The organism is Candidatus Manganitrophus morganii (assembly GCA_021651055.1).
Taxonomy (GTDB): Bacteria; Nitrospirota; Nitrospiria; order SBBL01; family Manganitrophaceae; genus Manganitrophus; species Manganitrophus morganii.
In genome coordinates this window covers 1,652,293-1,674,180 of the sequence record JAJHOH010000001.1, presented here as the reverse complement: position 1 = coordinate 1,674,180, position 21,888 = coordinate 1,652,293, and the positions used below count along the sequence as shown (strand labels likewise).

The 21,888-nt window shown below is 59.4% G+C and carries 19 protein-coding genes; 4 read left to right on the top strand and 15 right to left on the bottom strand.

The window, feature by feature from the left end; all coding sequences use genetic code 11:
• Nucleotides 1–13: 13 nt before the first annotated feature.
• Nucleotides 14–1,021, top strand: coding sequence for a 2-hydroxyacid dehydrogenase (locus MCM46_07465; GenBank protein ID MCG3111649.1), 1,008 nt, complete (start codon nt 14–16; stop codon nt 1,019–1,021).
• A gap of 3 nt (nt 1,022–1,024) precedes the next feature.
• On the opposite strand, the gene MCM46_07460 is transcribed toward MCM46_07465, so the two are convergent.
• Both MCM46_07460 and MCM46_07455 read right to left on the bottom strand, forming a co-directional pair.
• Nucleotides 1,025–3,661 carry an EAL domain-containing protein gene (locus MCM46_07460; GenBank protein MCG3111648.1) on the bottom strand — a complete coding sequence of 879 codons (2,637 nt, stop codon included), beginning with the start codon at nt 3,659–3,661 and terminating at the stop codon, nt 1,025–1,027.
• A 638-nt stretch (nt 3,662–4,299) separates the two neighbouring features.
• Nucleotides 4,300–4,581: a DUF2934 domain-containing protein gene (locus tag MCM46_07455; protein ID MCG3111647.1), complete on the bottom strand. Its 282-nt coding sequence runs from the start codon at nt 4,579–4,581 to the stop codon at nt 4,300–4,302.
• Between the two features lie 402 nt (nt 4,582–4,983).
• Here MCM46_07455 and MCM46_07450 point away from each other — a divergent pair, with 402 nt between their 5' ends.
• Entirely contained in the window at nt 4,984–5,700 is a 717-nt protein-coding gene (locus MCM46_07450; protein ID MCG3111646.1) for a response regulator transcription factor, read from the top strand.
• Nucleotides 5,701–5,721: 21 nt separating this feature from the next.
• Here the strand turns inward: MCM46_07450 and MCM46_07445 are convergent, their stop codons facing one another.
• The 10 genes from MCM46_07445 to MCM46_07400 all read right to left on the bottom strand — a co-directional run bounded on the left by MCM46_07445 (nt 5,722) and on the right by MCM46_07400 (nt 17,454).
• A complete protein-coding gene (locus tag MCM46_07445) occupies nt 5,722–6,615 on the bottom strand; it encodes a ribose-phosphate pyrophosphokinase (GenBank protein ID MCG3111645.1) in 894 nt (297 codons plus the stop codon).
• Between the two features lie 85 nt (nt 6,616–6,700).
• Complete coding sequence (locus MCM46_07440; protein ID MCG3111644.1) at nt 6,701–7,960, bottom strand: glycosyltransferase; 1,260 nt, start codon at nt 7,958–7,960, stop codon at nt 6,701–6,703.
• Nucleotides 7,961–7,968: 8 nt separating this feature from the next.
• Nucleotides 7,969–10,695 carry a bifunctional acetate--CoA ligase family protein/GNAT family N-acetyltransferase gene (locus tag MCM46_07435; GenBank protein ID MCG3111643.1) on the bottom strand — a complete coding sequence of 909 codons (2,727 nt, stop codon included), beginning with the start codon at nt 10,693–10,695 and terminating at the stop codon, nt 7,969–7,971.
• 38 nt (nt 10,696–10,733) lie between these two features.
• Complete coding sequence (locus MCM46_07430) at nt 10,734–11,465, bottom strand: VIT1/CCC1 transporter family protein (protein MCG3111642.1); 732 nt, start codon at nt 11,463–11,465, stop codon at nt 10,734–10,736.
• 57 nt (nt 11,466–11,522) lie between these two features.
• Entirely contained in the window at nt 11,523–12,563 is a 1,041-nt protein-coding gene (locus MCM46_07425; GenBank protein MCG3111641.1) for a zinc-dependent alcohol dehydrogenase family protein, read from the bottom strand.
• A gap of 36 nt (nt 12,564–12,599) precedes the next feature.
• Nucleotides 12,600–13,073: a universal stress protein gene (locus MCM46_07420; GenBank protein MCG3111640.1), complete on the bottom strand. Its 474-nt coding sequence runs from the start codon at nt 13,071–13,073 to the stop codon at nt 12,600–12,602.
• Nucleotides 13,070–15,772, bottom strand: coding sequence for a cation-translocating P-type ATPase (locus tag MCM46_07415; GenBank protein ID MCG3111639.1), 2,703 nt, complete (start codon nt 15,770–15,772; stop codon nt 13,070–13,072). Before MCM46_07415 ends, MCM46_07420 begins: the two co-directional genes overlap by 4 nt.
• Nucleotides 15,773–16,014: 242 nt before the next feature.
• A complete protein-coding gene (locus MCM46_07410) occupies nt 16,015–16,500 on the bottom strand; it encodes a universal stress protein (GenBank protein MCG3111638.1) in 486 nt (161 codons plus the stop codon).
• Nucleotides 16,501–16,513: 13 nt separating this feature from the next.
• On the bottom strand, nt 16,514–16,963 hold the full coding sequence (locus MCM46_07405) for a CBS domain-containing protein (GenBank protein MCG3111637.1): 450 nt from the start codon (nt 16,961–16,963) through the stop codon (nt 16,514–16,516).
• A gap of 44 nt (nt 16,964–17,007) precedes the next feature.
• Nucleotides 17,008–17,454 carry a CBS domain-containing protein gene (locus MCM46_07400; GenBank protein MCG3111636.1) on the bottom strand — a complete coding sequence of 149 codons (447 nt, stop codon included), beginning with the start codon at nt 17,452–17,454 and terminating at the stop codon, nt 17,008–17,010.
• Between the two features lie 224 nt (nt 17,455–17,678).
• On the opposite strand from MCM46_07400, the gene MCM46_07395 reads away from it, so the two are divergent.
• Nucleotides 17,679–18,128 carry a response regulator gene (locus MCM46_07395; protein ID MCG3111635.1) on the top strand — a complete coding sequence of 150 codons (450 nt, stop codon included), beginning with the start codon at nt 17,679–17,681 and terminating at the stop codon, nt 18,126–18,128.
• Nucleotides 18,129–18,173: 45 nt separating this feature from the next.
• On the opposite strand, the gene MCM46_07390 is transcribed toward MCM46_07395, so the two are convergent.
• The 3 genes from MCM46_07390 to MCM46_07380 are packed head-to-tail and all read right to left on the bottom strand — an operon-like array spanning nt 18,174 to nt 20,222.
• Complete coding sequence (locus tag MCM46_07390; protein ID MCG3111634.1) at nt 18,174–18,560, bottom strand: hypothetical protein; 387 nt, start codon at nt 18,558–18,560, stop codon at nt 18,174–18,176.
• A 41-nt stretch (nt 18,561–18,601) separates the two neighbouring features.
• On the bottom strand, nt 18,602–19,165 hold the full coding sequence (locus tag MCM46_07385; protein ID MCG3111633.1) for a hypothetical protein: 564 nt from the start codon (nt 19,163–19,165) through the stop codon (nt 18,602–18,604).
• Between the two features lies 1 nt (nt 19,166).
• The gene (locus MCM46_07380; GenBank protein MCG3111632.1) at nt 19,167–20,222 is read right to left on the bottom strand and encodes a tetratricopeptide repeat protein; all 1,056 of its coding nucleotides are present in this window, start codon (nt 20,220–20,222) and stop codon (nt 19,167–19,169) included.
• A gap of 192 nt (nt 20,223–20,414) precedes the next feature.
• Between MCM46_07380 and MCM46_07375 the strand changes: the two genes are divergently transcribed.
• Nucleotides 20,415–21,683 carry a sigma 54-interacting transcriptional regulator gene (locus tag MCM46_07375; GenBank protein MCG3111631.1) on the top strand — a complete coding sequence of 423 codons (1,269 nt, stop codon included), beginning with the start codon at nt 20,415–20,417 and terminating at the stop codon, nt 21,681–21,683.
• Nucleotides 21,684–21,888: the final 205 nt, after the last annotated feature.

Below are 21,888 nucleotides of genomic sequence, written 5' to 3'. Positions count from 1 at the left end.
AACGGGGATTCGGATGCGGGCCGCGCTCTTCAGCACCAAACCGTACGATCAGAGCTTCTTTCAGGCGGCGAACGAGGCCAGCCGTCATGATCTGGCTTTCTTCGAGCCTCATTTGGATTTGAAGACGGTCATGCTGGCGGCCGGCTTTCCGGCGGTCTGTCCCTTCGTCAACGACCGGCTCGACCGGCCGGTCCTGGAGAGGCTGGCTCAACAGGGGACCCGTCTGGTCGCATTGCGCTCCGCCGGATTCAACCATGTCGATCTGATCGCCGCGCGAGACCTGGGACTGACCGTCGTTCGGGTGCCGGCCTATTCTCCTTATGCGGTGGCCGAACATACGGCGGCATTGATCCTTTCCTTGAATCGGAAGATTCACCGCGCCTACGCCCGGGTCCGGGAAGGGAACTTTGCTCTGGAGGGATTGCTCGGCTTCGACCTGAACGGCCGGACGGCGGGGATCATCGGCACCGGAAAAATCGGAACCGTGATGGCGCGGATCATGAACGGTTTCGGATGCCGTCTGCTCGCGCACGATCCCTTTCCGAATGAGGCGTGCAAGGAACTGGGGGTCGAGTACACCGCGCTTTCCGATCTTTATGCGGCCTCCCGCATCATCACCCTGCACTGTCCGCTGACCCCGGAGACCCATCATCTGATCGACGACAACGCGTTGAAGCAGATGCAGAATGGCGTGATGCTGATCAATACGGGACGGGGGGCGCTGATCGACACGCAGGCGGTCATTGCCGCCTTGAAATCGGGAAAGATCGGCGCCCTCGGCCTCGATGTTTACGAAGAGGAGGCCGATCTCTTCTTCGAAGATTTGTCGGGCCGCGTGATTCAAGACGACGTTTTCGCGCGGCTGCTCACCTTTCCGAACGTCCTGATTACCGGCCACCAAGGCTTCTTCACCCAAGAAGCGATGGCGCGGATTGCCGAGACGACCCTCGGCAATCTCTCCGACTTCGAGCAGGGCCGAAAGTTAAACAATGCGGTCCGCGCCGAGCAGGTTCTGCGATAAAAATTAAAGCCGCTTCTTCTGAACCAGCAGCCGGGTCGCCTCTTCGACGGGGAGGGGACGGCTGAAGAGATAGCCCTGCATCTGATCACAGCCGATCGAACGAAGGTAGGCAAGCTGCGCCTCGGTCTCGACCCCCTCCGCCAGCGCCTTCAGCCGAAGCGAGTGGGCCATGCCGACCACGGTTCTTGTAATCACGGCGTCGTTTGGATCGGTCGTGAGATTCCGGACAAAAATCTGATCGACCTTCAGCTTGACGATCGGGAATCGCCTCAGGTAGGCAAGCGAAGAGTAGCCGGTACCGAAATCGTCGATCGAAAGCTGAATGCCCATGTCGGTCAGCTTGCGAAGCATCAGAAGGATGCTCATCTCCTTCCCCATCAGGACGCTCTCGGTAATTTCCAACTCCAAATATTGCGGCGCCAGGCCGCTCTCCTGTAACGCGCGGGTGACCGTGTCGACGAGGTTTTCCCGGTGAAATTGACGGACGGAGAGGTTGACCGCGATCCGCGTCGGCGGGAAGCCGGCCCGCTGCCAGGCGACATTCTGGGCGCACGCGCTCCGCAGCACCCACTCCCCGATCGGTAGGATCAGCCCGGTCTCTTCCGCCAACGGGATAAACTCCGCCGGAGAAATCATCCCGATCTCCGGCCGCTGCCATCGGATCAAGGCTTCGAACCCGATGATCTCCCCGCCGTTCAGATCGACCTGAGGTTGGAAGTAGAGGAGAAACTCCTCCCGCTTCAGCGCCTCCCGGAGGCTGCTCTCCATGGAAAGGCGCTCGAACGCGCGGGAGTTCATCGCCGGCGAGAAATAGCGCAATGTGTTTCTCCCCTGCTCTTTCGCGCGATAGAGGGCGATGTCGGCATGCTGTAAAAGGGTTCGTCCGTCGACCCCGGCATGAGGATAAACGGCAGCCCCGATGCTGGCGGTGACATAAAGGTCGCGCCCCTCCAAATGAAACGGTTCTCGAAGGGAAGAGGCGATCCGATCGGCGATCTGAAGGGCGATCTCATCGTTGTTTAAGTTCGGAAGAAGAACGGCGAATTCATCCCCGCCCATCCGGGCGATGGTATCCCCCTCCCGGACCGATCGGATGAAGCGGGCGGCCGCCCCCCGCAGCAACTCGTCCCCGGCAGGGTGCCCCAGGGTGTCGTTGATCACTTTGAATCGGTCCAGATCGATCAAAAGGACGGCCAGAATCTCTCCGCTCCGATGGGCCTGTGCCACGGCGACCGAGAGACGATCTTCCAGCAGAAGCCGATTCGGAAGGCCGGTGAGGGCATCGTGGTAGGCCTGGTGCTCGATCCGCTCCTCCGCTTTTTTCCGGTCGATCGCCATGGCGAGGACGTTGGCGATCGATTGAAGAAAGTGGACATCCTCTTTGTTGAAGGCGCGCCGCCGCCGGGTGTGCGCCCCGAGAACCCCGTGCGGAAAATCTTGACCCGGGATCAGAACACTCATCCCGCTGACCACGCCATGATCGCGCAGCAGCGCCGGCCCGCTAAAACGGGTCTCGGCCGCCAGATCTTCCACCACCACCGGTTCGTTGCAGGCGACGGTGTAGGCGGCCTGTGAGTTCTCCAGAATACCGACCGTCGCCTCTCCGACCAGCCCCTCTTTCCAACCGACCCCCGCCGCCAACAGCAGCGCGCTCCCGTCCGGGAGCGGCTCCAACACTTTGCAATACTCCACTCCCAGCGTCTCCGCGACCGTGATCACCGCCTCATTCCTCAACGCGGGAAGCGCCATGCCCGAGAGCGCCCGCTGCCCCAGCTCCGCGAGGACCGCCTCCCGGCGGGCGCGGGACCGGAGCGCCTCCTCCGCCGCTTTGCGCTCGGTGATATCCGCAAAGGTCGCATAGACTTGATAAGGTTTCTTTTCTCCAGGTTGGAATTGCGGAACGGCATTGATGCTGATCCAACGATAATTCTCCGTTTCGGGATGCCGGACCCCCATCACCACCTCTTTGAACATCTTTCCGGTTTTCAGCGCGGCCATCGCCGGGTGGGTCTCTCCCGGAAAGTCCGACCCGTCTTCATGGATCGTCCGCCAGCGGGGATCGAACGATGTTCTCCCTTGCAGTTGATCCAACGTCAGGCCGAGGATCCGCTCCGCCGCCGGATTCGCCGATGTGATTTTCCCTTCCGCGTCATGATAAACGACCCCCTGCGCCATCGTTTCGAACAGGTTTCGGTATTTCTCCTCGGATTGGCGCAACGCTTCTTCCGCCCGCTTCCGCTCGGTGGCATCCTCGATGGCAAGGAGGATCGTGCCGGTTTCGGCGGTGTTGTCCTCCGTACGGACCTGCCGGGCATTCAGCAGCATGGTCCTCCGTCCGATCGTCGGAAAGTGGTGTTCAACCTCGAAATTCTCGAACTGGCTGTTCCTCGGGAGAACCTCCTCCATTTGGGTGCGCAATGCCGGAAGGTCCCACTGGCCGTTTCCGAGATCATACAAAGAGTGATGTTCCGTCTCGTCCGGAGAGACCCGGAAGGTTTCGTAGAAAGAGCGGTTCGCCCGCTTGATCCGCATCTTCGCATCAAGGATCAGGAGCGGCTCGCGAATGGTGTCGATGATCCCGTCGGCATAGGTCAGCGCCGCTTGCAGCGCTCGCTCGACACGTTCCCGTTCCGGAGGCATCCGGCGCTCCTAGGATAAGAAAGGTGAATCTTAAGCGGAAGATCGGATCCCGTGATCCCATCATCCCGGTCAATGCCGTTTGGAGGAGAGATTCTTCTTGAACGCGTACGCGCGTCGCAGTCCTCGCAGCTTGCTGCGGGGAGCTTCCATCTAATTTTGGATCTACATGTCCTTCAACGAGAGGAGATGAATATTCCTTGGCGGTGATGCATCGGCATTCTTCCAATAGGCCTTCGAACGCCCGCATTATTTGAAACAAAGACGAAAACCAGGCAGTAAAGGTAGGTCCGGCGTGTGCAGAACTACGGTATCATTTTTAATGACCCTGTCAAGGTAAAGATCAATTAGTGATTCTTTGGTCCGGTAATTATAGGACGGAATGAAAGGGAGAATTGATACGGAGATACCGAAGATGGTTTTTAAACGGCGTGAAGCGGTCCGCCGCGACGGCGGGAACCCCCTGTAGAGACGTTCCGCCGGGACGTCTCTACAGGGGACCGGTTTCGGCGCGGCGAGGGGCGTCGATCGAGACACCCCGCCCCATTTTCCCCATCGACATAGACAGATCCCTCCACGCTTCGGGCGAACCGCTCCCCGGATTTGTTTCCAAAAAGGTGAATGGGTTCCGGATGAGGGAATTACGAAGCCTTTTGCTCGCCGCTTCGCTTCCGGGTCGATTTCGCGCGCGAGGCCGGCTTGGCCGCGGGCGCGGGCGAAACCGCATTTGAGCCGTGTTCGGAGAGAACGCTCTGTTCGGCTTCCAGCCAATCGGCCAGGTCGTTTCCGTGATATTGTCCTCTACTCTGATAAAGCGCGTAGGCCCGTTCGGCAATCCGCTCTTGCAGCAGCCGATCGTCCGGCCTCCCGTTGACCTCTTCCTGGGGGAAGTTCTCATTTTTTTTGGGGGTTGTTTTTTTCATGGGCTCCTCCTTCCTTATTGATGAAGTCATTCTGCCTGAGTGCGGAACGTAACGCAACCCCGCAAACGGCGTGTTCTAGGTCTCGTTCACCTGGTTTTTTCCGATGGTTAATTATCGACAAGAATATAACAAAAACGGCCTCAGGGTAAAGAGGGATTCGTGGTAAGGGGGAGGCCCCCTCTTTTTTTTCGTTAAAAATCATCTGAGACGATTCCTTTTTTAGGGAAGTGGATTAGATCTTCTTTAAAACAGCGGACGACGTATTGAATTGAACGGCATTCGGAGGAGATGTTTCCGGAGATCCGGACTCCTTCTGTCGTTCGGTAGCCGTTTGACAGTCGGATAGAGGGGTATTATACTCCCCTTCATCGTCACCTTGAGCGGCTGGATGGTATATCCCGGATGAGTACACTCGACAAGGAATCGGTCTTTATTCTGCTGGTGGAGGACAATCCGTTGGATGTCGACCTGATCCGGCACTCCCTCGAAAAGGGGGGAATCTCGAATCTCCTCCACATCGCGCGAGACGGTCGGGAGGCGATCGATTTCCTCCATCAACGGGTTTCCCTGCCGGGTGTGTTGATTCTGGACATCAATCTCCCAACGCTCAGCGGCATCGACGTGTTGCGCGAGGCCAAAAAAATCGATTCCGAAATCGTCGCGATCATGCTAACCGGTCAGGCCTCCTTGGATACGGCGGTCCAGTCGCTCCGGAGAGAGGGGGCATTCGATTATCTTGAGAAATCGAAGGACGATTTGCCGCAGCTGGTCGAGGCGGTTCGACTCGCCATCGAAAAACGAGCCCTCCAGCTTCAAAATCGGTGGATCGTCCAGATCGAAGGCCGGATGGAGATTGTCGAAATGAAAAAGGTGCAGGAAACGTTTCATCTCTCGGAGCGGGAGATCGACGTCGTCAAATGCCTCTGCCGGGGAGACGCCAACAAGGAGATCGCCGATCATCTCTTCATCAGCGCGTTTACCGTGAAAGATCATCTCAAGAAGATCTACCAAAAGATGGGTGTGCACAATCGGGCCGCCCTCGTCTCCAAAATCTTATCCAACGCGATGCTCGACACAGCGCCCCGCCTGCCGGAAGAATTGAAGAAATGGAATGAATGAAGGCCGCGCCGCGAACGGGGGTCACGGTGAAAAAAGGGCGGACACCCCCTCCGCAAGAAGGTCCCCCACGTCGATCCGGTTCGATTCATGAGGAATGGTGTTGCAAGTCATCACTTGAGCGGCGCCCGACGCGAGGAGATCGGCATAGGCCCGGTCGGCGAAAACGGCGTGGACGCCGATGCAGACCGGCGGGGCGAGGCCGGCGCGCCGCACCTGGCCGACCGCTTCGATCATCGTGCCGGCGGAGGAGATGATGTCATCGACCAAAACCGGCGTCCGGTCGCGCCATTGATCGGCCATCGGAAGGGAAATTTCCACCTCCCGATCGCCGTGGCGAATTTTTTCCAGAATCAAATGGGGGGCGCCGGCCTCTGCCGCCACGGCGGCGACCCACTGCTCGCTCTCGCGGTCGGGACCGATCAGGAGGGGATGGGGGAGATGGGTACGAACCCAATGGGCGATCGCGGGGGCGGCGCGCACCACGCGGCTGGGGATGGAGTAGACCTCTTCCAGCGACGGGTGGCGGTGGAGGTGCGGATCGACCGTCACCAACCCATCCAAGACATCGGACAGAAGTTGACCGAAATAGACCGAAGAGAGTCCCTCCCCCGAGTGGAACCGATGATCTTGCCGCATGTAGGCGAGATAGGGGGAGATCAATCCTACTTTTTCGGCGCCGAGATCTCTCGCCGTTTTCGCCATAAAAAGGAGCGGCATGATTTTGTCGTCGGGCCTGTCGAGGGTGCAGCAAAGAAGAACGGTGCGCCCTTCCACCGGGCTTTCGATCCGGACATACGACTCGCAATCGGGAAACCGGCGGACGATCAGCTTGCCGATCTCCGCATCGATTCGGCCGGAGAGCCCATCGGCCAGCCCGGCATTGCCCGGAAAGGGTAAGAGAAGGGGTCTTTTCATGATGACTCCTGGAACGGGGTGATCACGGCCTGACTTTTAGTATACCCCAAAGTGTACCGAACCTCTTCGTGTTCGACAATGATCTTCATCCGGGGCGGAGAAGGTCTTCAATCAGCCGCAGCTCGTCCCGCAGGAGCCGCGGGAGGAGGAAATGTTTCCGGACATGTTCCCGGCCGGCCCGTCCGAAATCACCCCGTTCCCCAGGCCGTTTTAAAAGGTGGAGGACCCGGTCGGCGCACTCTTCGACGGTGTCGATCAGGTATCGGTCGTACCCTTCCGGGAACTGCATCGGGATGCCGCCGGCGCATCCGGCGATCACCGGCTTCTCCTTCCAGAGCGCCTCGGAGACGACCAAGCCGAATCCTTCCCGGATCGACTTTTGAATGATCAGGTCGCAGCCGCGCTGGAAGACGTTCACCTCCATGCTCCCGACCCCTCCGAGATTGGTGAAGACGAAGAGATCGGGATCGGCTGCCGCTTCTTCTTCGATCTGCTCCAGAAGACGCCATCCCTCCGGATCATCTCCCGCCATCCCGCCGATCAGGGCCAACTGGATTCCCGGAACCGCCTCTTTCACCAGCCGATAGGCCTGGATCACCCCCAGCGGGTCTTTCCAGGGATCGAACCGGGAGACCTGGAGCAACAGCGGCCGGCTGAGATCGATTCCGGAGTCGGCCATCGCCCGCTTGCAGAGGTCGATCGGCAGATCCATGTTCTTGGTGGCGAGGGGATCGATGGCGGGGGGGATAAAGGCGACCCGTTTGATCTGAAGGCCGGGGAGGAGAAACTCGGCCATCGTGAAGACCAGGGCGTCGTATTCCTCGATGAATGGTTTTAAGAATCGGCTCATGGTCGGATCGGGGGCGGAGCTGTCGATGTGGCAGCGCCAGATCCATTTTGCTCGGCTCGCGCCGATAAAGTGACGGATCGCCGCCGGTTGGGGGTCGTGGACGATGTAGGCATCGTAGCCGCGCCCGATCACCTTGGCGCTCTCCTCGTTGGCCTGAAGATAAACCGACCGGTCCGCCTCGGTCAAATCACAGCGCGTTCCCTGGAGGGCATTGTGGAAACTTTTGGTGGTCTCAAAAAATACCGGTGTCCCGTGAATGATTCGCCAGTCGGCCGAAAGGTCGAGGGCCTGCAGGAGCGGGAGATACCGGGAGAGGAGCTCGGCGACCCCGCCGCCGAAAGCGGTGGAGTTGAGATGGCAAATCCGGACCCCGTTCAACCGGCGCGCCAGCGCCAGCAGCTCGTCGATCAGCTCGTCTCCGACGAGGGGCCGGTAGTGGTTAATGTCGATCGAGGTGGAGCCGGCATGGCGCCCCACGGAAATTTTCGGCGGCATCGTTCTCCTCAAAGAGTCAACTCGGCGGAGACCAGCGGGTCTCCGACTTGATGATGAAGGCGGAAGCCGAGCTTCTTGCAGACCCGCTGCATGGCGGTGTTGTCGGGAAGGATGTCGGCGCGGATTTTTTTGAGGTGCTCGTCGCGGCCGATCCGAATGAGGCGGCGGAGAAGCTCGGTGCCCAGCCCCTGCCGCTGATAAGGATCGGCGATCAAGATGGAAAATTCGGCCTCCTCGGTTCCTTCGATCTTGGTCAGCCGGGCGGCGCCGAGCAGGTTCCGGGTTTCCGTGTCGGGATCTTTCCGCTCCGCGACCAGCGCCATCTCGCGATCATAATCGATGAAGCAGATCCGGGTCAGCCGCTCGTGGGCGACCCGCTGGCTGAGCTTCAACGGTTGAAAGAAACGGAGATAGACGCTCTGGTCCGAGAGGGCCTGGTGGAAACGGACCATCAGCGGCTCGTCTTCCGGCCGGATCGGACGGATCGTCACCGGGGCGCCATCCTTCAACGTCGATCGGCTGACGTACTGTGTCGGATAAGGGCGGATGGCGAGCTGGGGGAGCGCCTCCTCGCGGACCTCCTTCCCATGAACGACGACGCGGGCATCGAGCGCGATCTGCCGATCCTCGGAGACGAGAAGGGGATTGATGTCGATCTCCTTGATCCACCGCTGCTCGACGACCAGCCGGCTGAATCGGACGAGGAGCTGCTCCAGCGCGGCGAGATCGACCGGCCCCTTCCCCCGCACCCCCTTCAGCGCGGTAAATATTTTCGTCTGCTCCATCATCCGGCGTGCCAGCGTGGTGGTCAGCGGCGGAAGGCCCAACGCCCGGTCCTGGAAAACTTCGACCAGTGTTCCCCCCGCGCCGAAGAGGAGAACCGGGCCGAACTCCGGGTCTGGGCTGCTCCCCAAGATCAGCTCGTAACCATCGCGGGCGATCATCGGCTGGACGGTGACCCCGAGAAAATCGGCTCCCTTCACCTTCTTCTCGATCGCCCGATAGGCGCGCCGGACGGCGGCGGCGTTGGCCAGGTTCAACTGAACGCCGCCGACGTCGCTTTTGTGTGTGATCGTTTCGGAGTGAAGCTTAAGGACTACCGGGTAGCCGGTCTCGGCGGCGATCTCGGCCGCCTCCGCCTCGTTTTTTGCGAGCCGCGTTTCGACGGTCGGAAGGGCATAGGCGGCGAGGAGCTGTTTCGATTCCATCTCGGTCAGAAGGGTCCGGCCCGACTTGCGGGCTTTTTGAATCAACCGCTCGGCCGCGGCGCGATCGATCCCCTCCTCGGCGGCCAGCACCGGCGTTTCGTAGAGGCTGCGGAGATTATAGCTGTAGCGCCACATGTAGTTGAAGGCGCGGACGGCGGTGTCGGGGTAGGAGAAGGTCGGGACGCCGGCGCGGTTTAAGATCGTCACCCCGGCGGCGACGTCGGCCCCCCCCATCCAGCTTGCCAGCAGCGGTTTGCCGTCGAGCCGGGCGAGCCCCTTGAGCCGCTCGGCCGTCTGCGTCGGATCGGTCATCGCTTGGGGGGCGAGGACGGCGAGGAGGCCGTCGCTGTTCGGGTCCTTCGCGGCGATCTCGACCGCCTGCGCGTAGCGCTCGGCGCTGGCGTCGCCCAAGATGTCGATCGGATTGCCGTGGCTCCAGTGGGGGGGGAGAATTTGATCGAGCGCCTGAATCGTCTCCGGCGCCAGTTCGGCCAGCGCTCCCCCGGTGAGAATCAACGCGTCGGTGGCCAGCACCGCCGGGCCGCCGGCGTTTGTCACGATCGTCAGCCGCGGTCCTTTGGGACGGGGCTGCTTGGCGAGCACTTCCGCCATATAAAAGAGGTCGGCGATGCTGTTCACCCGCAGGACGCCGGAACGGCGGAAGGCGGCGTGGAGCACTTCGTCGCTTCCGGTGAGGGCCCCGGTGTGGGAAGCGGCCGCCTTGGCCGCCGCCTTCGTCCGTCCCGCCTTGATCACGATGATCGGTTTGGTCAGCGCGACTTCCCGGGCCGCCGAAATAAAGGAGCGGGCGTCGCCGATCGACTCCATGTAGAGGACGATGCTCTGCGTCCGGGGATCTTCGCCGAGATAGCCGATCAGATCTCCCCAGTTCACGTCGAGCATCGATCCGATCGAGACAAAGGCGGAGAAGCCGACCATTTCCTGAAGGCTCCAGTCGAGGATCGCCGTGCAAAGCGCCCCGCTCTGGCTGATGAAGCCGACACTGCCTGCCCGCGCCATGGTTCCTGCGAACGTCGCGTTCAGGCCGGTGAGGGGGCTCATCACCCCGAGGCAGTTCGGGCCGATGATCCGCATTTTTCCGCGGCGCGCCTCGGCGAGGATCTGCCGCTCCAATTCGACCCCGGCGGCTCCGGCCTCTTTGAAGCCGGCCGAGATGATGATCGCCCCCCGCGCGCCGGCTTGGACGCATTCGCGGATGATCCCCGGCACCGTCTGCGCCGGGGTGGCGATCACGGCAAGATCGACCGCCTCGGGCACTTCGGCGATGCTCGGATAGGCCTTGATCCCCAAGACGCTCGAACGTTTCGGATTGATCGGAAAGACGACCCCGCCGAACGGGTTGCCGATGAGATTTCGAAGGATCGTCCTCCCGACGCTCCCTTCGCTTTCGGTCGCGCCGATGAGCGCGACCGTCCGCGGCGAGAAGAAAACGTCGAGGGGGTGATGGCGCCGCCGAAAAATGTCGTGGGCCGGTTCCCGCTCCGGGATCGGTTTGATCTTGGACATCGGTTTTCGCCTTTGTGTCGTTTCGCTCTTATATCATATTACTTGATCCAAAAGCTTGCAAGCCGCCCGATCCCGTATCCTGCCGCGGCTGCAAGACCCGCGATGCCGACCATCTCAAGCGCGCTGCGCCATCCCCTTTGGCCGACGAGGCGTCCCTTCAACCCGCCGAAGAGAAAAAGGGCGATAAGCGTGCCGGAAACGGAGAGCGGCATCGCCGCGTCGATCGAGAGGATCAGATAGGGGAGGACCGGAACGAGGCCGCCGAAGACGTAAGCGATCCCCATCACGAGCGCATTGCCGGCCGGCCCCTCCAGGCTCGCCGGAGAGATGCCGAGCTCCTTGTGCGCCATGTCTTCCAGGAGAAGGGCTTTATCGCTCAGCAGCCGATTCGCAATGATCGCGATCTCCTCGTCGGGATAACCCCGCTCCCGGTACATCGCCCAGATCTCCCGCCGCTCTCCTTCCGGGTCCCTTGCAATCTGCTCCTCCTCTTCCCGGAGAAGGCGCTGAAGGTATTGCTTGTGCGATTTTGAAGAGAGATAGGAGCCGGCGGCCATCGACAGCGATTCGACGACGATGATCACCACTCCGGAAATGACAACCGCCGCCCGGCTCTCCGTCCCTTCCGCGATTCCGGTGAGGGCGCCGAGGGTCGAGATGAGACCGTCCTGGACCCCGAAAACCGCCTCCCGCAACCGCCTCCGAATCAGCCCGCGGAAACCGGGCTCTTTTTCAGCCGGCCGTTTCTTCTTGTTTCGGTCCTTCGTCATCTGCGTCACCGCAGGGGGCGCCGCATGCGGCGCCCCCTGCACGACGGGTGGGTTTCATCACGCCGCCAACACGACCTTCAACGTTTTCTCCTTGGCGGCGTTCATGAACGTATCATACGCTTTCATGATGTCGTTCAGATCGAAGCGGTGGGTAATGAACTGCTTCGGCTGCAGCTTCCCGGACCGGACCATCTTGAGGAGCATCGGCGTCGTCTCGGTATCGACCAGCCGCGTCCTCAACGTGATGTTGTGTGACCAGAGGGTCTCCAGATGGAGGGGGGCCGGTTTTCCATGAACGCCGATGTTGGCGATGTGGCCGCCTGCAGCGACGATCTTCTGGCAAAGCTCGAAGGTCGCCGGAATGCCGACCGCTTCGATCGCGACATCGACCCCCTTGCCGTTCGTTAATCCCATCACGTTCTCGACGGCCCGGCCGTCGCTGCTGTTGATCGTCTTCGTCGCGCCGAACTTTTTGGAGACGTCGAGGCGATTGTCGTCAAGATCGATCATGATGACCTCGGCAGGGGAGTAGAGTTGTGCCGTGGTCAACGCCGCCAGACCGATGGGACCCGCCCCGACGATGGCGACGACATCTCCCGGCTTGACCTCGCCGTTCCGCACCCCGCACTCGAAGCCGGTCGGAAGGATATCGCTCAACATCGTCAGCGCCTCCTCATCCATCCCTTCCGGGATTTTGTAGAGGCTGGTGTCGGCGAAGGGGATCCGGACATACTCCGCCTGGGTTCCGTCGATCGTATTTCCCAAAATCCAGCCGCCGCCGTTTTCACAGTGCGAATACATCCCCTTTTTACAATTGGCGCAGCGGCCGCAGGAGGTGATGCAGGAGATTAGAACCCGGTCGCCGGGTCGGAAGCTCCCGACGGCGTCGCCGGCCTGGTCGATCACGCCGACCCCCTCATGTCCGAGGGTCCGCCCGTCGGTGACGGTCGGGACGTCCCCCTTGAGGATGTGCAGATCGGTCCCGCAGATCGTTGTCTTGGTGATTTTCACGATCGCATCGGTCGGCGCCTGGATCGCGGGCTTCGGTTTTTCTTCCAAGGCCCGTTTGCCGGGGCCGTGATACACAAGTGCTTTCATGATAGACCTCCTTTACAGGTTTGCTTCACAGTGTCCTCATTTTTTTGCAGCCTGCTCCACTCTTTTTTCTCGGACGATGAAAACCGGGCAAGGCGCTTCGCGCGCCACCCGCTCGGCGACGCTCCCCATCACAACGTGCGAGAGGCCTTTGCGGCCATGCGTCCCCATGACGATCAGGTCGGCGCCGACCTCCTTTGCCGTTCGGATGATCTCGATGGACGGGCTCCCTTCTTTAAAAATCGTCTCAACCGGAAGACCCTCCTTCCGAATTTCATCGCTGAGGGCATCCAGGTTTTTTATCTCCTCCTGTTTGAAATCCTGGAGCCATTGATAGACCTCGGGGTAGGAGCCGAGCGACGTCTCCGCCGGGTAGACGAAAGGAGATTCGAAGATGTGGAGGAGGGTCATCCGTCCGTTCATCTTGAGGGCGAGCTGAATGGCATGATCGAGCGCCTCCTTCGAGCAGGTCGAGAAATCGGTCGCCACCAGAAGATGTTCCAGTTTGATCATACGGTTTCTCCTTTTGAATGAGCGCGCAACCATTTCTCTCCCTCCACGGCAAAATAAACCGTCGAGGCGACCCCGATGCAGGCGAGCAGCTCGCCCGCCGTCAGCGCCGTCGTCTTGAAGAGCGCCTGAAGCGGCGGCAGATAGGTGATGGCCAGTTGAAGAGAGAGGGTCAGAACGGCGGCCCCCAACAGGTGTGGATTGGAGAAGAGGCCGATCCGCCAGAGAGGATCGCGCTCCGAGCGGATCGCCAGGACATGAAACATCTGAAAGAGCATCAATGTCAGGAAGGCGATCGTTCGGGCATGCGCCAGATCGCGCGTTTGAACCGCCCAGGCGAAGAGGGCGACCGTTCCGAGCCCCATCAGCAATCCGACCCAGACAATATGGAGGCCGAGGCCGCCGGCGAAGAGGCTCTCTTCGGGAGACCGCGGCGCTCTTCGCATGACGTCCCGTTCGGGGGGCTCCAGGCCGAGGGCGAGGGCGGGGAGGCCGTCGGTGACGAGGTTCGTCCAGAGGATCTGGATCGGAAGGAGCGGGAGGGGGAGGGCGAAGAGGATCGCAAAGAGCATGATCAAAATTTCGCCGCTGTTGGTGGAGAGAATATACCGGGTGAACTTCCGGATATTGTCGTAGATGATCCGTCCTTCCTCCACCGCCGAGACGATCGTCGCGAAGTTGTCGTCCAGCAGGATCATGTCGGAGGCTTCGCGGGCCACGTCGGTCCCGCTTCGCCCCATGGCGATGCCGATATCGGCGGCCCGCAGCGCGGGAGCGTCATTGACCCCGTCGCCCGTCATCGCGACGATCTCCCCCCGGCGCTTGAGCGCCTCGACAATCTTCACCTTGTGTTCGGGGGCGACCCGGGCGTAGATCGAGATCTTCTCGACCATCGGCTCCAGCGCTTCGGGGCTGAGCCGGGCCAATTCCTCCCCGGTCAGGACCTGCTCACCGGCCTCCTTGATACCCAACTGGGCCGCAATCGCCTCGGCGGTAATCCGATGGTCCCCCGTGATCATGACCGGACGAATCCCCGCGGCCCGGCAGCGGTGGACCGCTTCCGCCGCTTCGGGCCGCAAGGGATCGATCATTCCGAAGAGACCGAGAAAGGTCAACGCTTCTTCGACCCCACGGAGATCGGAAGGGTCGATGTCGATCCGGTTTTTCACTTCCCGCATGCCGCATGCCAGCAGGCGCAGTCCGGCCCCGGCGAGCTCTTGGTGTATCCGGGCGATCTCTTCCCGGTGATGATCGGTCAAGGGGACCGGCTTTTCGTCTTGAATGATAAAAGCCGATCGCCGGAGAACCTCTTCAAGCCCCCCCTTGGTGAAGACCCAGCGCTTCTCTTCCAGACCTTCATGGAGCGTTGTCATCATTTTGCGGGACGAGTCGAAGGGAATCTCCGCGATGCGGGGATATCGGCGTTCGAGCGTCTCTTTCCAAAGTCCGGCTTTGGCGGCGACTGCGAGGAGGGCTCCCTCCGTCGGATCGCCGAGCACCGTCCACTCGCGCCCCCGAAGCTCGAGACGGGCATTCGAGCAGAGAACCGCGGCGCGGAGGAGATGGAGAAGCGGTTGATCGGTCAGCGGATCGAACATTTTTCCCTTTTTGTAAAGGTGCCCTTCCGGCCGGTACCCGCTTCCGGAGACCTGCACCCGGCGGCCGTCGACATAGATGGCTTCGACTGACATCACATTCTGCGTCAGCGTTCCGGTCTTGTCGGTGCAGATCGTCGTGACGCTTCCGAGTGTTTCGACGGCGGGAAGTTTGCGGATGAGGGCGTTGCGCCGGACCATCCGTTGGGCGCCGAGGGCGAGGACGATGGTGACCATCGCCGGAAGCCCCTCCGGGATGGCGGCGACCGCCAGGCTGATCGCGGTGAGGAGCATCGTCTCGATTGTTTCTCCCCGGAGCAGTCCGGCGACGAAGATCACCGCCGTTACGATTAATGCCGCAGCGGCGAGCCTTTTCCCCATCGAGGCGAGCCGGCGCTGCAGCGGGGTCTTCCGGTCTTCCACCGTCTGGAGAAGGGAGGCGATCTTCCCGAGCTCCGTCCGCATGCCGGTCTCGGTGATCACAGCCGAGCCGTGCCCCGTCATGACGGCGGTTCCCATGAAGATCCGGTTGATCTGATCTCCCAACGGAACCTCCCTCTGGTTTAAAGGTTTGAGCTCCTTGCCGACCGGGACCGATTCGCCGGTAAGTTGAGACTCATCGACTTTGAGCTGAACCGTCTCGATCAGCCGCCCGTCGGCGGGGACTTTCTGTCCCGCCTCCACGTCGACGATGTCTCCGGGAACCAAGTCCCGGGAGGGAATTTGGAGGTAGGCCCCCTCCCGTCGGACGACAACCTGCGGCTGCTCCAGTTCTTTTAAGGCGGAGAGGGCCCGCTCGGCCCGGTATTCCTGGCTGAAGCCGAGCGCGGCATTGAGGAGTACGATCACCAGAATCATCGCGGTGTCGGTGAGATCCCCCATCGACCAGGCGATACCGGCTGCGATGAGAAGGATCAGAATCATCAGGTCGGTAAATTGGCGAAGGAGGATCGACCAGGGGCTTTTCCCCTCGGTCTCTTTGAGGCTGTTCTGACCGTAATCCGACAGTCGCCGCGCGGCCTCGGCTTGAGAAAGCCCCTCGGGCGCGCTCTCCAGCACGGTCAGCGTCTGCGCTGCGGTCAATTGATGCCAGGGTTTTTCGTTCACGCCGGTCTCCTCGACTCAGCCAGGGGAATGGAGAGAACGGCGCAGGGGGCCAAGCGGACGACCTTCGGGACAAGGATCTGTTTAAAAGCCATTTGGATACCCCGTTGCGATAGAGATCATCGATCTACATGTTGCAATTCTCCCGCAACAGGGTCGGGGGGACAATCCCCCAAAGGGGGTATTTGAGGGGACGTGAGGCGTGAAGCGTCAAGCGTGAGGGGTAAAGACAGCCGTCTTTTGACTTACCGCTTACGCCTCACCGATTTTGAGCCCCCTTTTGCAGCGGTCATCGTTAGGACCGGGCAGGGGGCGAGGTGGACGACCCGGTCCGCGACGCTTCCGAGGAGGAAGTGTCCGACCCCGGTTCGTCCGCGGGTTCCCATGACGATGAGATCGATCTTCTTTTTGCCGGCCCAGGCAAGGATTTCCTCATAGGGGACTCCGCGGGTGAGATGGGCTTCGACCGTGGCGCCGCTCTGCTCCAGCTTCGCGCGGGCGTTCTCGAGCAGAGAGGAGGCGATGGTCTTGAGCGCTTCGCCGTGGTTGATAACCGTCATCGTGTCGGTCACGCTGTAGGGGAACGGCTCGACCACGTGGAGGAGAACGATCTCGGCTTGAAAGCCGTCCGCCAGCATCGCAGCGTAATCGGCGGCCCGCTCGGAGTGGGGCGAGAAATCGGTGGGGACCAAAATTTTCCGGATCGCTTGTCGTGTGGACGGTTTTTTCATATCGGTCCTTTATTTAAGAGCGTACACTTTGGTATCGTTCAATGAGATAGAGACAGTACCGCAGCGCATCGAGCTCGCTGAAGATCCCGACGACATGCTGCTTTGAATCGACGACCGGAACGGCGCCGATCTTGTGTTCTACCATGAGCCGGACCCCCTCGGCAAGAGGGGTTGTCTTCTCGACGGTATAAAGATGGGTCGCCATGATCTCCGTGACCGGAAGCCGAAGCTGGCGCCGCTCTTCCTCGCGGTGCTTCGCGGCAATGCTCGCCTTCCCGAGGAGCTGGCGAATATCCCGGTCGGAGACCATCCCGACCACCTTCCCGTGAGAGACGACCGGGAGATGGCGGATGTCATGCTCGAACATCAGGACCAGCCCCTCTCCGATCGTCTGGTCGGAGCGGATCGTGACCGGATCGGGGGTCATTCGGTCCTCCATGGTCATCTTCTCTTCTTGTTGCATGGAATACCTCCTTTTGCTTTGTAGGGGCGTATTGCAATACGCCCCTACAAAGCGTCTTTATCTCGTTCAAGAAGCGCTTCCAGGTATCCGTTCAAAAGGTCGCGCCGTGCGACCATCCCGACCAACCGATTGTCCTGATCGACCACCGGCAGACGGATCAGATGATTCTGTTGGATGAAGCGGCCGATTTCCAAGGCCGGGCAGTCGATCGAAACGGCGTGGGGATGTTTCATGATCTCCTCGGCCGAAAGGTGGGTGACATCGACGCCGGTCATGAGGGCGTCGAGAAGATCGTACTCGCTCACGATACCGAGGAGCCTCATCTCCTCATCCACAACCGGAACGCTTCCGAAGTTTCCGTTGACCATGCACGAGAGGATCGCGTCACACTTCGTCTCTTTTTTAAAGAAGACCACGGCCCGTTCCATCAAATCGAGGGCTGTCGTCTGCAGGAGCGGCTTGGCTCCCATCTTCAAATCGTTCTTTCTCATGGCAGTCCCCCTCAAAGTTTGTTCCCTCATCTTTACATAACATAAAGAGCAAATGGGATGCCAGCAGGACCCCGAAGGTAAAATAACTTTCGCCTTTAAATACAACTGGTTAAAAGATGACAATGAGTTATGGAGAGGACTGCGTCCCCCCCGTTTGTCTACCTGAATGGACAGCGCATTGGATCGAAAGATCTCTAGGACAACGATCTTGTATACTATTCAGTATGGACGATAAGAAGGATCAAATAAAGACGAGGCCTCCTCGGATCCTGGTCCTGGATGACGATAAAAGCTTCCGGGAGCTTTTGGTCGACCTTTTCAGAGGCAACGGGTATGAGGTTGTCACGGTTGCCACCGGGGAGGATGCCCTTTGCAAGGTTCAAGAAGAGCAATTCGATCTCGCCACGATCGATTTCGACCTTCCCGGCTGGGTCAACGGGATCGATTTTCTAAAAGAGCTCAAAGAGATGGCTTCTCACACCGAGGTGATCCTCCTGACCGGCAATGCTTCCGAGGAGGTGGCCAAAGAAGCGATTATTCGAGGCGCCTACCATTATTACGTCAAACCGCTTCATCAAATTGATCAGTTCCTCCAACTGATCGCACAAGCGCTGGAATCGAGCCGTCAAAAGAAGAAAAACAAAGAAAATCCGAACGCTTCCAGCCGGGCCTAAAGCAAACCGCTCAGACGATCAATAATCAACTAATAAAATTTGGTTTTAGTTTGGAAAGCGAAGCTTCACCGTGACGCGGCTGCTTTTGACCTGGGAAAGAAAGTTGCTGTTGATGTAGGAGTCTGAAACAACCTCGACGGTTTGACCCGGCGCGATCGTTTTATTGGCGACGTTGCTTGCCAGAGGGACATTGTCGGCGCTCAAGAGATCGTAGTAAACGAAGACCCTCCTTTTGGCGTCGGAATGATTGCGGAGGGTGGCGCTCCAGATGAATTTCGTCTTTCCGATCTTTTCCCAAACCGCGTCCGGACGCCACCGATGCTCCAGGACTTCCACGTCCGACCGATCGGGCGGGGCCGCTATGGCGGGGGCGACGACGGCGATGAGCACCGCTGCAATGAGGAGGCGAGAAAAGAGCCGCCGCATTCGCATCGATTCATTCTTAAATATCGATACCACGACGATTGGGATTCTCATTGTGTTTGTTCGCGCTCTGGGTTTCCCATCCCAAAGGGCAACTTCTTTTCTTTTTGACGGGCCAACTCTCTGTAAAGATCGTGAAATTTCTCAGTCGTGAGGGAAGGGTCGGTCAATCGGGCCAGCTCCTCCGGGCTGATCGGAATCCAGGTCAGCTCGGAGGTGTCGGTCGTCCCGATCTTGACCCAGTGGTGGGGCATAATATCTTGCATAATCAGCCGGTCGACCCCGCCGTTGTGACGGATCGCCTCCCGGATGGCGAGGCGAGCTTCTTCGGCGGAGACGCATCGGCCGATCCCGATGTTCATGGGGGGATCCAAAAAGGGGAAAAACTTGATCCGAACTTTCAACGATTCGTCCACCGTTGTGAAAGATTGCTTCACCTCTTTGGTGCGGTTCTTCCATTTTCCGGCGAGAAGAATTTCAATGGTCGTCGGCTTATCGCGGTTCTCTTGCGCGGCGCAATCGTACGTCCGTTCGACAGCGAAAGAAGCGATCGGCGTGAAACAAACCATCGCGGCGATCGAGATTCCGTAAAATATCAGAGCGCGGTGATCCATTCTATTCAACGCTTTTCCCCTTTCCCGTTTTTTCCGAAGGTGCTCTTTCATTTTTTTGCGCCCGCGCCGGTTTCTCGGAGTTCAAGCGGTCCAGATATTTGCGGGCCTGCACGTTTTTCGGATCGAGCTCAACGGTCCGTTGAAACGCCTGAATCGCCATGGTGATCAATTGCCGGCGCTCGTTTGGGTCGGAGAGACTTGCCGCCAGCAAGAGCTGGGATTCGCCGAGGGCGAGGAAAATGTCGGGTGAGCCTTGCTTGACCTGCGAGAGGGTGGCGTACTCCCGGGTTGCATCGAGATATTCCCCGCCGAGGAAATAAACCCGCGCGAGCTTCTCGCGCGCCCTCGATTCATTCGGATCGGCCTCGACCATCGCCTGCCATTGCTTCACGGCGTTGGAGATCTCCCCCTTCTTCTCATAGATCAGACCCAGATTGTACCGCGCTTCCATGAGTGAAGGATCGATCGCAAGCGCCGCTTCATACTCCTTTTGCGCTTTGTCGAAATGGTTCCGGCGGTAATGGATATTGGCCATGCCGGCATGGACGACCGCAATTTTGGGCGAGAGTTTGTTCGCCTGCGTGTAGGCTTCCAAGGCCTCTTTCTCTTTTCCGATCCGAAGGTAGACATGCCCTAGCGAAACAAAGGCGTGTTCGTCCCGAGGGGCCAGCCGGGCGGCCTCCTCGAATTCCTTCGCCGCCTCTTCCAAAGCGCGGCTTTCCAGATGGAACCGGCCGAGCCAGTAATGGACCGTTGCATTCGTCGGGTGTTTCGCCGCCAGATCTTTGTAGAACTGTGTTCCTTGGGGACCGCGGCGCAGGGCAATCTGGGTCCGGTAAACCGCCTGGTGGTAGATATGGCTGTCGAGGCTCAATGTCGCCGCCTGGATAAATTTCTCAAGGGCCTCATCGTAGCGCCGTTGCTTGTTCAGCTCGATTCCTTCTTCAAAGGAAGATTTGGCGCGATCGGCGGGGGAAGAGGCGAACGAAAAACCGGGCAGACAAATGAGGAACAAACCTGCGATGTAAATCAGCCGCAGGGGTACGATCCATTTCACGCTTAAAAGACTCCCTTTCTTAAAGACGGCTGCATTCTATCATCCCAAAAAATAAAAAACAACTGACGGTACGGCGATCCGGTGTCTTGCTGGGCGACCGACCGGATTTGTCATGTCAATAAAATCTTGACACAGATTGGCCGTTTCAATAAGATAATCAAACTTCTTGGTATCAGCGAAGAACGGAGGCTTGTGACCGAGTCGAATCATCAAGAAAAGCGTGTTTCTGTTGCTTCGGAAGGGGAGACCTGTTCCTTGGGTGAGGACGACTCCGTCGCCCCACCGATCTCCGCCGAAGAGCGTGCGGTTCCTCAGGATGGAAACGGCGCTCGGCCGGGTGAAGAGTCGAAGGGGCACCCTACGGAAGAGGGGACCGCGCTTGCAGAGCGGCTCCGCGCCTATCCAATTTTTGATCGAGACGGAAAGGTGGCCCGGGTCATCGAGGTCGTTCGGGATGTCCCGATCGAGGAAGCCCCCTCCGCCATAGATCGAGCGGAGGCCCCCCCCTCTTTTTGCGGGATGATCGGGGGGAGCCGGAAGATGAAGGCCCTTTTTGAGACGATTCAAAGGGTCGCCCCGAGCAATGCCACGATCCTCCTCTACGGCGAGAGCGGCACCGGCAAAGAGCTGGTCGCCAAAGCGATCCACGAGAACAGCCTAAGATGCCATGCCCCCTTCATCGCCATCGACTGCGGCGCCCTTCCCGAAACGCTGCTGGAGAGCGAACTCTTCGGCCATGTCAAAGGGGCCTTCACCGGCGCCATCCAGAACAAAAAAGGGCTCTTCGAAGAAGCCGAAGGGGGAACCCTCTTCCTCGACGAGATCGCCGACACCAGCTTGGCGTTTCAGTCGAAGCTCCTTCGGGTGTTGCAAGAAGGGGAGGCGCGGCCGGTGGGAGGCAATCGGAGCATCAAGGTGAATGTGCGGGTGGTGGCCGCCACCAACAAGCCGCTGAAGGAAGCGATCGCCAAAAAGAGCTTTCGAGAAGATCTCTACTACCGGCTGGCGGTGATGCCGATGGTGATCCCCCCCTTACGGGAGCGGCCCGAAGACATCCCCTTGCTGGCCCGGCATTTTATCGAGAAATATTCCCTTCCCGACGGCAGAGCGCCGCTGCGCCTATCGGAGGAAGCGATTGGAGTGTTGACGAAATTCCCCTGGCATGGGAATGTGCGGGAGCTGGAGAATGTCATCGAGCGTGGCGTCCTTGTCTCCCCCGATTCCGAAATCCTTCCCGAAGCATTCATGATCGGAGAGGGGGCCGATTTGTCGGGGACATCCCCCTTTGCCGCTCACTCTTCGAGCATGGAAGAGGCGCTTGCAAAGGTCGAGCGTGAGCAGATCATGCATGCCCTCGAAAAACATAACGGTAATAAATCGCTCTCCGCCCGCTTTTTGGGTATCTCCCGCGCCAGTCTTTATAACAAGATCAAGCAATATCGGATCGGAACCCGCCTCTAACCCTCTTGTCTTTCTCAAAGCGTTTAACCTAAGTTTTAATCACTGCGATCCATCTGTTTCAAATCAGATTATTTTAAATCGGCGGCGAATTTTCAACCGGTCTGCTCGTCCTATTTCCGCCGAGCGAGTGAATAAATTTCTAGTCAACTGTCTAAAATATTGACACACTGACTACGATCCAATACCGGTCTCATTCCGCATTTTA